The 15,058-nt window shown below is 56.8% G+C and carries 14 protein-coding genes; 3 read left to right on the top strand and 11 right to left on the bottom strand.

Annotated features, from left to right (window positions below; translation table 11 throughout):
* Window positions 1-40: 40 nt before the first annotated feature.
* The 11 genes from H4684_RS04150 to H4684_RS04100 all read right to left on the bottom strand — a co-directional run bounded on the left by H4684_RS04150 (window position 41) and on the right by H4684_RS04100 (window position 12,647).
* Window positions 41-679, bottom strand: coding sequence for an acyltransferase (locus tag H4684_RS04150; RefSeq protein ID WP_225940232.1), 639 nt, complete (start codon window positions 677-679; stop codon window positions 41-43).
* 151 nt (window positions 680-830) lie between these two features.
* Window positions 831-1,958 (bottom strand): glycosyltransferase family 4 protein, encoded by a 1,128-nt coding sequence (locus tag H4684_RS04145; RefSeq protein WP_318779612.1) that lies wholly within the window; start codon window positions 1,956-1,958, stop codon window positions 831-833.
* An 8-nt stretch (window positions 1,959-1,966) separates the two neighbouring features.
* Window positions 1,967-3,145 carry a glycosyltransferase gene (locus H4684_RS04140; protein WP_192622915.1) on the bottom strand — a complete coding sequence of 393 codons (1,179 nt, stop codon included), beginning with the start codon at window positions 3,143-3,145 and terminating at the stop codon, window positions 1,967-1,969.
* Window positions 3,146-3,200: 55 nt separating this feature from the next.
* Window positions 3,201-4,688 (bottom strand): lipopolysaccharide biosynthesis protein, encoded by a 1,488-nt coding sequence (locus H4684_RS04135; RefSeq protein ID WP_192622914.1) that lies wholly within the window; start codon window positions 4,686-4,688, stop codon window positions 3,201-3,203.
* A 2-nt stretch (window positions 4,689-4,690) separates the two neighbouring features.
* On the bottom strand, window positions 4,691-5,617 hold the full coding sequence (locus H4684_RS04130; protein WP_192622913.1) for an O-antigen ligase family protein: 927 nt from the start codon (window positions 5,615-5,617) through the stop codon (window positions 4,691-4,693).
* A gap of 370 nt (window positions 5,618-5,987) precedes the next feature.
* Window positions 5,988-7,166: a DUF1624 domain-containing protein gene (locus tag H4684_RS04125; protein WP_192622912.1), complete on the bottom strand. Its 1,179-nt coding sequence runs from the start codon at window positions 7,164-7,166 to the stop codon at window positions 5,988-5,990.
* Between the two features lies 1 nt (window position 7,167).
* Window positions 7,168-8,280 carry a glycosyltransferase family 2 protein gene (locus tag H4684_RS04120; protein ID WP_092188638.1) on the bottom strand — a complete coding sequence of 371 codons (1,113 nt, stop codon included), beginning with the start codon at window positions 8,278-8,280 and terminating at the stop codon, window positions 7,168-7,170.
* Window positions 8,277-9,515: a DegT/DnrJ/EryC1/StrS family aminotransferase gene (locus H4684_RS04115; RefSeq protein WP_192622911.1), complete on the bottom strand. Its 1,239-nt coding sequence runs from the start codon at window positions 9,513-9,515 to the stop codon at window positions 8,277-8,279. The genes H4684_RS04120 and H4684_RS04115 overlap by 4 nt, the downstream gene beginning before the upstream one ends.
* Window positions 9,512-10,540, bottom strand: a complete 1,029-nt coding sequence (locus H4684_RS04110; RefSeq protein WP_092188642.1) for a FemAB family XrtA/PEP-CTERM system-associated protein — start codon at window positions 10,538-10,540, stop codon at window positions 9,512-9,514. Before H4684_RS04110 ends, H4684_RS04115 begins: the two co-directional genes overlap by 4 nt.
* Window positions 10,537-11,433, bottom strand: coding sequence for an XrtA system polysaccharide deacetylase (locus H4684_RS04105; RefSeq protein ID WP_092188644.1), 897 nt, complete (start codon window positions 11,431-11,433; stop codon window positions 10,537-10,539). The genes H4684_RS04110 and H4684_RS04105 overlap by 4 nt, the downstream gene beginning before the upstream one ends.
* 77 nt (window positions 11,434-11,510) lie before the next feature.
* The gene (locus H4684_RS04100; RefSeq protein ID WP_318779611.1) at window positions 11,511-12,647 is read right to left on the bottom strand and encodes a TIGR03016 family PEP-CTERM system-associated outer membrane protein; all 1,137 of its coding nucleotides are present in this window, start codon (window positions 12,645-12,647) and stop codon (window positions 11,511-11,513) included.
* On the opposite strand from H4684_RS04100, the gene H4684_RS04095 reads away from it, so the two are divergent.
* From H4684_RS04095 to sctB, 3 genes are all read left to right on the top strand, one after another.
* The gene (locus H4684_RS04095) at window positions 12,625-13,011 is read left to right on the top strand and encodes a hypothetical protein (protein WP_192622972.1); all 387 of its coding nucleotides are present in this window, start codon (window positions 12,625-12,627) and stop codon (window positions 13,009-13,011) included. The two genes, H4684_RS04100 and H4684_RS04095, sit on opposite strands and share 23 nt — an antisense overlap.
* A 9-nt stretch (window positions 13,012-13,020) precedes the next feature.
* On the top strand, window positions 13,021-14,103 hold the full coding sequence (gene sctE, locus H4684_RS04090) for a type III secretion system translocon subunit SctE (RefSeq protein ID WP_225940231.1): 1,083 nt from the start codon (window positions 13,021-13,023) through the stop codon (window positions 14,101-14,103).
* Between the two features lie 66 nt (window positions 14,104-14,169).
* Entirely contained in the window at window positions 14,170-14,949 is a 780-nt protein-coding gene (gene sctB / locus H4684_RS04085) for a type III secretion system translocon subunit SctB (RefSeq protein ID WP_092188763.1), read from the top strand.
* Window positions 14,950-15,058: the final 109 nt, after the last annotated feature.

Below are 15,058 nucleotides of genomic sequence, written 5' to 3'. Positions count from 1 at the left end.
ATGTGTGCATTAAACCTGAAAGCCTGTTGAAAAATTCATGTTAAATGACAACAGCCGCCTGCTGCTCCTTCCACATCCGGTATCGATCCTCCCCAAAATGCTCCTTGAGTTCTTCGGGAATGGGAAGTTTGCCCACAATGCGGCCCGGATTGCCCTCGACAAGACAGAAAGGAGGAATTTCACCCGCCACGTGAGTCCCGGTCTTGGCCACGACCCCGTCACCGACTCGCGCTCCGGGATACAGACAGGTTCCGGCGCCAAGCAGGCACAGATCACCCACACTCACCGGCCTGACGCTTTTCCGAGACGGACTTCCGCCTCCGGAAGTCATCCTTCCGGCCGCGTTGGCGATGGGATGTCCGGAGTTGTCCATGACGATGCGGCATGCGATGAGCCCCCAACTGCCGATGACGACGCTCTTGGCGATCAGAAACCTTGATCTCGGAGCAATGTAGGTGTTGTCACCGATCCTGAGCTCAGGCTCGTCAAATATCTTGAGGCCAGCCAAGCTGACGTTGTCGAACATCGTGACATTTGAACCTATGTATATATTCAATTTCCCTGCGATACGGGCGACTCCATCTCCACCATAATACATCTTGAATCCCGGTCCGACTTCCCTGCACATCGACTTGAACATGGGCTCGTAGTAAACGACACGCCAGAAATCATGCCACATTGCAGTTCTCAATGCCCATTCATGATACAAAAACCTGTGCAACCCAGGAATAACAGGGACAGATAGCCCTATAAATTTCTTTGCGACGTCATGGAGCTTTGAATGAAATGGAGTTTCACGGCGCCGGATCGCCAGTTTGAATTCAGAAAAATTACGCATTTTTGTTTCCTTCAAGAGTTTGCGCCACGAGGAGTTCTTTATAGAGTTCCAGCACACGATCCACTCTGGCCGTTGGTGAAAAATTATCGAGCGCGCGGCGTCGCCCCGCTTCGCCCATGGCCTGCATGCGACTCGGCGATTCCAGCATGCGAATGAGCGCCACAGCCAAAGACTCGGAATCACCCGCCGTGACCATGAAGCCCGTCTCGCCTTCAACCACCACCTCGGGCACTCCGCCCACCCGGCTCGCGACCACCGGCTTTCCGAAGATCATGGCTTCCAGCGCCACATTGGGCATGCCCTCGCTCAAGGAAGGCATGGCCACGAGATCCATGGCCCGGTAATAATCGCCCAAACCTGAAACATGCCCTGTAAAATAAACCGCCCCCGCGAGCCCGCATCGGGCAGCCTCAGCCTCCAGCATGGCCCGGTCCTGGCCGTCACCCAAAAGAATCCCCACCGCATTGGGCACACGCTGGCGAGTCCGAGCCAGGGCCTTGAGAAAAAAAATCTGCCCTTTCTCCGGACTCAATCTTCCAACCACCCCAACAACCAGCGCTTCGCCGGAAATACCCAATTCGTGCCGCACATCACGTCCGCTGGAATCATTGAGTTCAGCCGGGTCCACGGCATTGGGAATCACCGTCATCTTGCGCTGCGCGATCCCCGGCAGTCTTTTCCCCAGCGCTTCGGAAACAGCGACAACTCGTGTTGCCAGCGTCACCAGACCCATTTCAACGATCCTGTAGCAATGCATTTTCATGTTTTCGGAAGTCCAGCCGTGAACAAAAGCAACCCAGGGAAGTCGTACGCGTCGTTTCAAAAGAGCGCACAGTACATGGCTTTTATATCCATGCGACTGCAATATCTGACAGCCTTCCCTTTTAACGATGCTCTCCGCCTGATCCACCAAGTTCATGTCAAATTTTTTATTCTGGCGAAGCTCGGCGACATTGGCTCCCGACAAACGCATGACTCGTGCAAACTCCGATTCACAGCCTGATTCCGTGACAAAATCCACGAGCACGGGATCACAAAGCTCAAAACCGCCCGATCGCAGAAACTGAAGCAGTCCCTTCCCTGGCCCGCCCAATTTGGAGGTGGCCAAACTGATGAACACGCGCGGCCTCATTTGACACCCGCAGCGGCTTGAGTTTTTGCCGAAAGAGTCTCTTCAATCCAATCGGAGACCATCTGCGCCTTGTCCGTCCACGCATCACCTTTCAAACACTCCCGCCTGGTCTCAAGGTCCACGACATCAGACAACGCCTTGTCCACCTCACTCGCAAAATCTTCCGGCTTGGCCGCAATGCGCAGATGCTCCTTGAAACGAAAAACTTCCGCCATTGCCGTGGTCACGATCGGTTTGCCTGTCGCCAGATACTCTCTGAGCTTGAGAGGATTTGCAGTATTGGTGTGCTGATTCACCACGTAGGGAATTATGGCCACATCAAAAACCGACGAATAGCGCGGCAATTGCTCATAGGGCACGGCCGGCAACCAGCGAAAGTTCGGCCTTGATTCCAGAGTGCCAAGATCGATGCGTTTTGTGCCGATGAGCACAACAGTCCAATCAACGCGCCAATCGAGCAGCATGCGAATAATTTCCACATCTAGATGAGAGTCGATAAGTCCGTAAAAACCGATTATTGGACCTTGAATATCCGCCAAAGAGAGTAAACGGTTCTGCGTAACGGTTGCCGTGGAAAAATGATCGACATCGACTCCATGCGTTAACAGAAAGGTGCTCTTATTAACACTTTTCTTCGCCGAATAAAGCTCATCGGAAACCGCCATGACAATATCAGCTTTTTCCAAAAGTTTCTTTTCAAATTCCATAACCAAACCTGGCAAATTCATACCAGGCCATATTGTAAAATCATCAACACAATAATACGACACAATACATTCATCAAAATATCCAATATATTCTGAAGCATTCGGTACTGTTGCAAGAAATATTGGATTGCGAATATCCCATTCATCCATGTATTTTCTGACTGTACGAACGACATTCCACCTATTGAAATTTCGAACAGAAGAAACGTTGTTGAAAGGAATCATGACGGGTGAAATAATCCGTAGATTATCCGGCAGGGCTTCTTGCGGCGGATTTGAAGTCCACGAAGCAATTTTTCCGGCGGCCCTTTTCACATCGTACAGACTGAGTCGGGGCAGGCGCAGGCCGATGGTGTTGACCCACAGCACCCGGTTATGCGGCAGGAAATGCTGCATGATGTGCTGACAACTGAACGGATGCCGCCCCCAGTCGTCGGAAAAAACCAGAAAATTCCTACCCTTGATCATACGCATCTCCATGCGCTCTCAAATGATGAAGGCGGGATCGCCACGGGGATGCACGTCATGTCCGCACCGCGTCCGCGAACCCGACCAACCTGCGATCCAGACGGAAGAGCCCGTATTGCACCAAAATGATTACCAGTCCCTGCATGACCGACATCGCAAACAAGGAAAGATATCCCGGCCCCATGTAATTCTTGACCGAAATCCAGAAAATCCATTGAGGCAAGACATGCGTCAGCGCGACGCATCCGAGCAACTGTATATAACTCGACAGAGGCGCATCTGCCTGCCGAAACGCATAATACGGAAGAAGGCATGCTCTAAAAATAAAAGAACAGAAAAAAAATGACCACCCAACCCCAACAATTCCAAAGTACATCATTGAGATCATTGAAGCGAAAACTACGCAAATACCCTCTCCGATATTGCAAATCGCAGTTATTCTATGTTGAGAAATACCCATGAGAAATTCTTGCGCAGGTATTATACTTGTAGAGAATATTGTCCCGATCGCCATGGGCACAAGAACAAGCTGCACGTCCCGAAACTCGGGACCAAGCCACAGCTCGACAAACTCTCCGCCGTAGAAAACAAGACAAAGCCCGACATAGGCCGAAACCCGATAACTGAGCCATAACGCGCTCAGCATGGATTGCCGAATCCCATCGTGATCGTGTTGAGCCTGAAGGCGGCTGAAATGGGGAATGAATATACCGAACGCGCTACGAATCAGATTGGTAAAATAGGAAATCAGTTGGGTTGCGATGGAAAAAACCGCAACTCCTTCCGCGCCGATGGCCTTGACGATGATGTATGGCTGCGACCTGAAGCGCATGGCCTGGCCCACCTGAGCCACCAGGGAGGTCAACCCGAACCGGAAAAGCTCTCCCCCCAGCCGCCAATCGACATATTTGAAGCGGATGCTGACCGAAAAGCCGCGCCGGGCAAAAAGCCAATAGGCTACGCCTTCCAGAAGAAAACCCGCCCCATTGACCACGGACAGAAACATCAGGCCGTTGTCCCCGGATATCCAGATCAGGACCGACAGACTCACGATCACGTTCTTGACCATGGAAATGAAGGCCAGCAGGGTCCAGCGCATCTCGCCCGCCAGCACCCCATTCCATGTTCGAAAAAGGAAAAGCAGGGAAAATGTACCAGCATAGATGGCAAAATATGTCTGCGCTTGGGCAAAATCAGCGCTCTGCGGGATATGGTCCTTGCCTAAATAAAGCAGTATAATTGTAATAATGCATGACAAAAGGCACGATATGACGTTCAGCGCGATCCCAGTGGAACAAATGCGATTTATTTCCTTCTGATCTTCACGGGCAATGGCCGCTGCCACGAATTTGGAAACCGCCTGGGAAAGTCCGAAATCAAGCAGGAGATAGTTGGCCACCGTGGCGCTGATCAGCGCCCAGACACCGTAGGCGGCCTGGCCTATGGCATTTATTATGACCGGCGTCACAAACAGGGCAAAGACTATCCCCACCCCAAAGGACACCAGGCGCAACGTCGAGTTGCGTATGAGATAACGCATCATTCTCACAGGCGCACCTTTTGCTGCCGCACCTGCAGCGCGCTCAGCGGAGGATATCCGAGCGGAGCGCTGGAGCGGATTTTTTGCGGAACAGGCGCGTCGTTTGACTGGACATGATGAAAATGCATGACCGCAGCCAAACCAAGCAGATAGTACAGCGTCGAGGAATACCCCGCGGAAATGAAGAAACTCGCTGTCCCGAAGCCGACAATCCCGACCTTCAAGGCAATCCAGCGTGCTCGGGTGCCGGTGCGCTCATCCTCCTCGACATGTCGCGTGATGAGCTGCCAGGCGCTGCAAAGCATGGCGAGATACAGAATGAATCCGGGGAGCCCCAGTTCAGCGGCAAACTGAAGGTAGGTATTGTGCGCCGTGAGCCCGATCTTGCCATCAAGCAGAAAGTGCGCTGTCCCGAACATTCCGATGCCCACGCCAAGCACCGGATTGTCGGCCACGATCTCCAGACCGTTCTTCCAAATTTGTACGCGACCGGACCTGCCCTCAAGATTGTAATCGGCGGCTTCGCCCTCCGCAGTGAGACTCGCAAACCGATCCCACAACGACTGCTCGGCAGTCGCCACGACAACGAGACCGGCCGCACAGACAAGGGTCAAAGCCAGGAGTCTGAACTTTTTGGCGGTCAGGACGAAATACAGGGCCTGGACGCCAATCGCGACGATCGCCCCACGCGAGCCGGTCAGGACAAGTCCGAGCAGGACCATGGCGCCCAGCCCCAGATAAAAACCGCGCCGAACCATGTTCCCATTCATGGCCTCGGCCAGAACAACGGGCATGAACGTGACAAACAGGAGCGCGATGTCGTTCGGATCGTACGTGAAGCCGGCGGTAATCCTGCCGGCGCCCTTGCTCATGATCATTACACCGGCCAGCAAGGAGATGCCGTAAATGAGCGCTGCCCTGTATTGATTCAAATGGCCGGCGGCTGAAAGCAGTACCAGACAGCACGTAAAAAACAGGATCCGAGTGAAAGAAAGCAAACTGTTCAAAGCCCCGGTGCCCCAGACGCTGAACGGAACGCTCACCATTGCCATGATGAACAGCAAAAACAGATAGTGTGCAAACGGAACGCTGGCCCTGAGCTTCCCCAAAAGTCCTTTCGGCAAGAAAAATAATGAAATGAAGCCTGCTGCAAAAGCAATTTTCCCTAGATGCAAAGGAACAAGAAAGGTGAATAGCTCAGGCATTCGAGCCATGACCACAAAAACTATGATAAAAATTACTATTGCGTGCATACAGCCTCTTAAAAATTGTAAAAGAATAACTTAAAAAAATAACATTTAACTATAAATAACTAAAAATTTTAAATCTCTTATATTTTATTTTAATGTTTAAATAATATCTGCTTATTGGATAAATACATATTAATGCAATAAGAGCTATAAAATAACTCATTGGCAAGCTAAAATAGACATTTTTTGCTATTGGCCAATACATTTTATTTAAAATTTTTGACAATCCAACAGCAATAATTTTACATAGTGGAAGATGAACTATATATATAAAAAGAGATGTCGACCCAATGCTTATTAAAAACTGACACCGCAAGGAAAAATAATCGATCAAAAAGAAAAAAATAAAAATCGTCCCCAGTGCCACAAGTGAAAAATACACGGAAGGCGGGTATTTAGAAATATTTACAAAAGATGCCACCGTCTTCCATGTTTCAGGATATTCCTGCCACAAAGGCTGGTACCCGTAGACATTTGCACCGCGAAGCACCAGCCACACAAAAATGAGAGACAAGCCCAGAAAAAGGAAAACACTCATTCTCTTCTTGAGGGGCAAGAGAAACAAATGTCCTGTGGCATACCCCAAAAGCATCATTCCAAACCATGGTATGACAGGAAAACGATTGAATATTGATGTGCCGCCAACGAATCCAAATGTATCGGCGGTCATGAAGATCCGCCAAATCACATGGCCTTCACCCGGAAAGCCATAGAGCGCAGGCAGTCCGTGTCCGGCCAGAATCGCAACGCTCATGAGAAGAAGCATATTTCGAGGCAGCTTGGAAAAAAATGACAGCAGGATCATGGACATCCCGATGCTCCACAGCACATCGAGAGATGCCGGATACTCCGACGTGAAGAGCTGCATGACGGTCCTTACCAACTGCAGCGCGATCAACAGCAATCCCCTGGGGATCAGGAAGCCGCCCAGTGATCTCTGGACTCCGCCCTTGTGGGCCCACAGATAGGCACCGACACCGGCCAGAAACAGAAAAATGGGCGCCCCGCTGTGCGTGAACCAGCGATTGAAAAAAACAAAGACCGTGGTCACGTTGACGTTCAGCATGGCCAGCGGGAGCGGCGAGGCCTTGCCCATGACCGCGGCCGCTTCATAGGAGAGATAGTCGTAGCTGTGCCCCACGACCATGAGCATGATGGCGATGCCCCGCACCATGTCGATGGATTCTATGCGCGAGGAAACAGGCGCCTGGACCGTGACGGATTCAGCCATGTCAGTTCCCCCTCGGATTCCAGGTCACGAACCTCTCGCCCTGTGCGAGCCGGAAAAGCCCCAGCAGCGCGGCCCAATGAAGGATGAGAAACATCCACGCCGCGTGCGAAATGCCTCCCCGCCCCCGAAATCCCGCCCAGGCCGACACGGCCAGAGCTGCCAGTCCGAAGAGGACGATGGACTGAAAAACCCCGCTCCCCGCCCCCGCGATGGCGCTCGCGCCCAGCACAGCCAGCAGCGGCAGGGTCAGCCAGCGCAGCATCTTGTGCGAGACGAGCTGCCACAGAAAACCGAGGCGACCTGCCTGCACAAGAGCGCCGCTGAAACGCAGGCAAAGCAGCCAGGACTGCGCCATGATGCGCGTCTGCCGCCTGAGTTCCGCCCCGCCGCTGTTTTCCCCCACCTCGACCACCACGGCCGATGGCTCGCTTATGGCGCGCTTGCCGCGCAGGACAACCTGGATGGGATGCAGGAAGTCATTGATGTATTCAGGGCGCAGGGGTTCGAAAAGTTCCTTGCGCAAGGCGTAGATCGCCCCGTCGGCGCCGACGATGGAAAAAAGCCCGCTCTCGCCGCTCTTGATCCATTCCTCGTAGCGGCGGTACAGACCGCCCGGAGTCTCGCGCCCGTCCTTGTCCGCATACACGCTGCGCCCGCCGACCAAACCGACATCTTCGGATGCAAACGGCGCCGCCAGTTTGCGCATACTGTCCGGTCGGAACATGGAATTGGCGTCGGTGAAAACCAGAATATCCCCGGCAGCCTCCCCCGCAGCTCTGTTGATGGCCCGGGTCTTACCCCCGCGCGAAGGCTGCCGCAGCAGACGGACCTGCGGGGAGGCGCACTGCGCGACCAGGGTCTCGGTGGCGTCATCGCTGCCATCCGAGACCACCAGAAGCTCAATGCGGTCCTGCGGATAGTCGAGTTCCAGAAAATTGCGGATCTTGGCCGTAATGACGCGCTCTTCGTTGTAGACTGAGAGCAGCACGCTGATGCTTGGAAGCTCACCGGGCGGCACGAACCTGCGCTTGCGGCCAAGGATGGCGACAAGCAGCGGATACCCGGCAAAGGCGTACGCAAGAGTCAGCAGGGAGATCCAGAACAGCGCGTTCATGCCGCGACCTCCTTGACGCTTGCGCATCTCTTTACAGGCAGATCCTGGAAGACCCGCACAATGGCCCTGATGTCGTCACCGTGCACATGGCCGTGGGTGGGCAGGGTCAGAAGATTTGCGGCCAGCAGCGAGGCTCCGGGATAATCGCCGACCGACGTCAGAAACGGCGCCAGTCCCGGAATGCGGTGCAGGGCCAGGGGATAGGAACGAACTACGCCGAGCGCCTGCGCCTGAGGCGCGACGCCCCCCGGCCAGACGCCTGAAAGCGGCAGAAGCGGCAGGCGCAGATACACCGGCACTGTCCCGGCGGCCGGCTGCACGACGCGCATTCCAGGCACCCCCTGCAGCCCTGCGTGCAGGGTCGCGGCAGTCCTTCGACGGGCCGCATTCAGGTCGTCCAGCCGGTCCAGGGCGCTGCGGCCTATGCCTGCCCGCAGCTCGTCCAAAGACTCAAGGCGAAAATCCGGATCAAAAACCGAGCGTCCGATCCCCAGAAACGGCAGGGAGGCCGGCAGCCAGTAGGCCCGGGGATGGAGCATGACCATGAGCGCCAGCGCCAGCGCCAGGTTCCGGGCGGTCCGAATTCTGCCGCTCGCCGCGAAAAGCGCGGGCATCGCTCCAAAAGCTTCCGCCAGGTCCTCGCGGTCGGTCAGGACGATCCCCCCGTCCACGGCGGTGATGTTCTTGCCCCGGCTCAGGCTGAAAAGCCCCGCATCGCCCATGGTCCCGGCCAGTTCCGTCCCGGCCCGCGCGCCCATGGCCTGCGCGGCGTCGTCCAGGAGGAACGCGCCGTGAACACGGCACAGTTCGCGCAGCGGCTCAAGAACCAGCGGATATCCGAAAAGATGACAGGCCACGACGCACAACGTCTTGCTGTTCAGGGCCTTTTCCAGGCTGACCATATCCGGGGCCAGGGTCCGGGAGCTGACATCGTAAAGACCGACCTTGAGCCCGGCATTGACCACGGCCGAGGGCACGGAAAAGGAAGTGAATGCCGGCAGCAGCACCTCGTCCCGCTGCGGGCAAAGCGTGCGCATGGCCCGCAGCGAAGCCGAGAGTCCGGCCCGGCCGGAGGTCGCAAAAAACACATGCCGCACTCCGAACTTCCGTTTCACTTCACACCGCAGGGACTGCGCCCCCTGGCCGGACATCCACGCCCTGATTCCGGCCGCGATATCGGCGGGACGCAGCGGCGAGGCGCTCGGCGGCAGCATGCGCAAATACGGGCCGCTCATGGAATGTCCCGTACGATCAGGGGTCCGAGGGTGCGGGTCATGGACAGGGGCAGACGCCGCCACAGGCTGATGGCCAGAGAAAACCGGGGATTGCTGTTGCTCAGGTTCGGCAGCTTCGCGCCCGAGGACAAGAGGTAGTGCCATTGCAGTATTTCGGGCCTGGCCCCCCATTGTTCCTTGAATTTGAACGTCCCGGAGCAAAGGGAGGACCGCCCGAGGTCAAACCGGCGCAGCCCCAGGCGCAGGCCATGGCGGATGGCCTCCCAGTACATGAGATTGTTGGGGCAAAGGGAGTTGTAGTCCCGGATGGACGAGGCCCAGGGAATCTCCAGAGTCTCCCCGTGCCAATAGAGCAGCCCGGCGGCGATGGGCTCGCCCTGCCTTCTGATCAATACGATCCGGGTCACGCCGGGCAGACCGGCCAGGATGTTGGCAAAAAACGAGCGCGCATACACCGGAGTGCCCAGATCCCTCATGTTGCGCACGAACACGGTGTAAAAATCGTCCAGCAGTTCTGCCTCGCCCCAGACCGTCTCCAGGCCGGCTTTTTGCGCCTTGCGGATCTGATTGCGGACCTTGGTATTGAAACCCGTCCACATCGCCTCTTCGCTTTCGGCCAGGGCGAGCACCATGGCCACCTTGTGCCTTCTGGCGGGCAGGTCCGGATTCACGGTCTGGGTGTGCCTGAGTTCCACGTGACGCGCTTTGAGCCGGGAACGCAATTCCCCGGCGGCTTCCAGCAGGGCCTGGCTTGACGCCTGATCCCGGCAGAGCAGTCCGCCATAGGTTACAAAGGGCAGTGAAACCAAAAAATTGCCAAAGACGCCGCGCATGTGCACCAGCGGCAAAACACCACTTATGGTGCCGTTTGTCCTGGCAGCCAGAAAATGGGTTTCATGCCCGAAGCTGCGCTCCAGAATATCCCGCCATACATGATTGTAATACCCTGCCGCACAGGGCATCGATTCAACAAAGCGATCCCAGTCCGCTGCCGCGCCCTGAAAGGTTTCCGTGCGTACGCTCATGGCAGGGGAACCTCCAGGCGGGTCGCGCTCCTGCTCTCATCGCCGTTTCCCCCGTCCAGTCCCAGCACCCGGGCCATGGTGTCGAAGCGCAGCTCGCCAAGGAGGCTGCGGACCTTTTCTTCCGTCGTGTCGAGGTTGAGATAATGCCGGAAGCGGGACCTTAGACGGGCCTTGATCCGCGGCTGGTCGGGGTCCAGTTCCCAGGGATGGAAATAGAGAACCACAGGCTGCTTTTCCGCAGTGTTGACGCTGCGCATCCCCCACAGCACGACCCCTGCGGGGAGAAGGCGCAGATAGCCGCCTCCGGCTATGGGCAGGACAATCCTGCGGCCCGCGAAGTTCACCGCCAGAGTGGTCAGGGGAAATTCACGGATGGTGCCGCCGGGGCGAACGATGTCGTACGGAAATCGGTGGGAGCCCGGGATGCCGTAATTGTCATGGACAATGGGAAAGATGCTCGAATCATAGACAAAGCCTTCCTCGATGAGGATGTCCAGAGCCCACATGGAGTTATTGGTGATGGAATAGCTTGGGGCTCGGTAACCCAGGACAGGAACGCCGGTCAGGTCTTCGAGCAGGGCCTTGCACCTGCGCACATCGGCCCTAAAAACGTGAGGTTCCAGATTGTAGATGAGTTCATGGCCATAGCCGTGGCAGGCCACTTCGTGACCGCCGTTTGCAATAGCCTGCACGACGCCCGGATAGTGCTCCGCCACCCAGCCAAGGATGAAGAATGTGCCAGACAGGGAGAATTCATCGAGCAAATCCAGCACCCGCCGGGTGTTGTTCTCGACCCGGGACGGATAGACCACCCAATCCTGCCGCTTCACAACTCCTTCAAAGGCCGTGACTTGAAAATAGTCTTCCACATCTATGGTCAAGGCGTTTTTCATGTATCCCCGTTCGTCGTTACAGACCTTCGTGCCGCAGCCTCTGCCATCATCATTGCCCTGTCCTGCTCCCGCGCTGTCTAGAAAGTCATTGTGAGCTGCACGCCGACCCTGTTCACCTGATATTCCTCCTCCTCGTCATCCGATGAGGAATCCTTGAACCTGTACCAGCAGCCGAGTCCCACGCGTTCGCTCAAGGCATAGTTCAAGCCGACATTTGCGTACCAGCGCCGCGTGTCGTCATCCGAGCGGTCCTGAAAATCGTGGATCAGCCCCATGGAGGCGGTCAGGCGCTCACTCAGCTCATGAGACAGGCTCATCCCGAGCAGCGTTCTGCGCACCTCCTCCCCATCCTCGCCTTCATCGCTCCTGTCTTCGTACTCCTCCAACGTGGAGTACACGCTGGCCGTGGTCCGGGACCAGGTCTTGGTCAGCCGCAGGGTGCCGAACCTGCGCTCATAGGTCTCGCCCGTGTCCGGATCGTCCTCGAAGGAGACTCCCGTGTTCAGGTGCAGGAGCACCGTCCCGAAATCATGATCCAGCCCCGCATCCCAGAACAGGCTTGAAGAGCTGGTGTCGCGGTCCCGGTAGCGGGTATGCTGGGGGCCGGCCTTCAGGTATACGACTCCGTTTTCGGCGTAGGCATAGCGGCCGCCGAGATAAAGGATATTGCGGTCCAGGGTCTCGTCTTCCCAGAGCTCCTGGGTATAGGAGTAGCCGCTGAGCAAGACGGTTTGTCCGGAGAGCTCGTACTCCCCGTCCACGAACCCCCGGTGGATGTTCTTGGAGTCCCGGTCATCCTCGTCGTACCAGATGTTGCTGTAGGCATAGCCGACCTTGGCCTGGCCGCGTTCCCCGAAACGCGGGGTGATGTAGGGAGAAAAAGTGAAGATGTTCTGCTGCAGCTGATCGACGGTCGAGTCCTCTTCCACGGTTTCGCCGCGGGTCCGGTCCTGGTTGACCATCCGGTATGTGTCGCGCAGGTCCAGGAAGAGAAAGCCATCCCAGGCATCCAGCAGGCCATGCAGCATGGCATCGTGGTTGAATTCCTGATCCCGGCTCCCGGACGCGTAATGATTCCACGTTCCCCTGTAGGTCGTTTCCAGCAGCGTGCGCGCGCCCTCGTGCCTGTAGCTCAAGCCGGGACGGACGGAGGTCACGAAATCTTCTTCGCCGTGGCGCTCCTCCTTTACGTTGTCGTTGTATTCTTCGCTCACGCTCAAAGATGCCTTCCACTCGGGGTCTGCCCAGGCAGGGAACGCGGCGATCATCTTTCAGTCCCTGTGCCTGTACAAACATTCGGAGGTCCGCTTCTGGATGGGCCTGGCGGGCTGCCGTCAGGCCAACGGAAACCTGCAGGAAGCCGTGGACGCATACTCCATGGCCGGGGTGGCCAGCGGGCTTTCAGACCCTTCTCCCTTCCTCTATGCGGCCAACTGCTACATCAAGATGGGGGACAAGGAGAATGCCGTGGGAGCCTTGAAAGGGCTGCTCACAATGGGCGAAGAGTCGAATGCGGCCCATGCCCAATGCAGAGACAAGGCCAAAGAGCTTCTCAAGATGCTGGAAAACAAGGCGTAGGGTGCAGCCATGAGCAGCGACCTCACCATCAACCGTTTTCAGACCGGAAACATAGACGCGTCCACCGCCTTGCAGGAGTTGACCGGAACCCGGCAGGTCGGAGGAACGACCCTTCCTCCGGCTATCGGCGACATGACCCTGAACAATGCGCTGGAGCAGCTCGGCCTCCCGGTGCTGTCCATCCCGGTGGGCAGCATGTCGCTGGACTCACTGATGAACGCCATCGGCAACGAAGCCCGCAGACAGGCGTGCAAGGACGGCGTCAACAGCCTGGAACTCAAGGCCCAGCAGCAAAAAGAAGTCAACGACAAGCAGCTGGAACAACTCGCCAAACAGCTTGAGGAAATGAAGAAGAAGGCTGTGCTGAACGGCTTTCTGAAAGCCTTCAAGATCATCGGCATGATCGTCGGCGCCATTGCCTCCGCGGCGACCATCGTCGCCGGAGCCTTGACCGGCAACCCACTGCTGATCGCGGCCGGTTGCATTGGCATGGCCATGACCGTCGACACTCTCGTGTCTACGGCCACGGATGGCAAGGTCAGCTTGATGGCCGGGTTCGAGAAGCTCGGCAAGGCCATGGGCATGGACGACGAGGCCGCCAAGTGGTTCGCCTTCGGCATGCAGATGGCCATCATGGTGGTGGCCATCGGTGTGAGTCTCGGAGCGGGCCTGGCCGGCACGTCCTCCAGCGCCGCCAAGGTCGGTACCGATGCCGTCAAGGTCGGTGCCGAGGTCGCCAAGGTCGGCGCCCAGACCGCCCAGGTCAGTACCCAGGCCACCCAGAAGGCCCTCAGCGTTATCCTGGCCGCTCAGAAAATCCTGAACTTCACCTCGGCTGGCCTGGGCGTGGCCCAAGGCGCAACGACCGTCGCCAGTGCGGTCGTTGATTACAACGTGGCCCAGACCAAGATCACCACCAAGGAACTGGAAGCCATTCTCGAACGACTCAGAGAGTCCATTGAAATGGACAGGGCGTTGGTGGAAAACGAGATGGAGCGCGCCAACGATCTCATGGCCAAGGTCACGGAAATCATAAAGGGATGCGCCGAGACGCAGGCCGCAATTTTGACGACCACTCCGGCCATGGCCTAGCCGGACGGGCCCGGCCTGCCGGAGCCCCCACGCCAACCCGTTTCAAACAGGCCACGAGGTAGAAACATGACAATCACGAATGTCAATCAGATCAGCGGATTCGATGCCGCACAATACAACCAGCTCCTGGAAACGGCCAAGTCGGAATATGTTTCCAGCACCCAAATCGACCAGGCCCTGCTGGCTGCGGTCAATTCCGGAAAAACCTTTGAACAGGCCCTGAGCACGGTCAGCACGTCCCTGCCAACCCTGCCTCCCCCCATTGGCACCGGCAAGCTGTGGGACAACGGGCTGGACGGGCTGCCGTCTTTTAGCGCCAACTACCTGGCCTTGATCGGCGACGTGGCCTCCGAACAACGCCGCAAAAGCGCCGAGCAGCGAGCCTTGCAGACGGAGCTCATCATCGACACGATCAAGGATCAGGCTCAGGAGATGCGCAGCAAGGCCGTCTTCCAGCTCTGCATGGGCATCGTTTCGGGAGCGCTGAGCATCGCACAGGGAGCCATGGCCTTCAAAATGATGTCCAGCGGTGTTTCCGCGAATGCCAAAATTACGGATACAGCGGCCAAAGGGCACGCTGACATGCTGCTCAATACGCGGGTGCAGAGTTTCAACGCCGGTGCAGGTGGCGTGACCGGCATGGTGGGCAGCATCAGCCAGGCAGTTGGCAGCTTTTACGACTCCGACATCAAGCTCATGGACGCCACCATCGAACGGGCCAGGGCCCAGACCGACGCCCTCAAGAGTATGGAGGACAGCCTCAGGGAACTGATCGGAAAGATGCTCTCGACCATGGACTCCATCCAGCAGAACACCAACCAGACCAGGACCAAAATCCTCGGGTAGACGCCCGCTGGCGCGACCGGGACCCATCCCGGCGCGCCGGGGAGGACGCGGTGCCCGACAATTCCGGGCCGATTTTAGAAACACGGTGCACGGGCAAACTTGTTTGACA

This window comes from Desulfomicrobium macestii (assembly GCF_014873765.1).
Classification (GTDB): domain Bacteria; phylum Desulfobacterota; class Desulfovibrionia; order Desulfovibrionales; family Desulfomicrobiaceae; genus Desulfomicrobium; species Desulfomicrobium macestii.
Note: the sequence above shows the minus strand (reverse complement) of the source record. Positions and strands in the feature narration are given on the sequence as shown.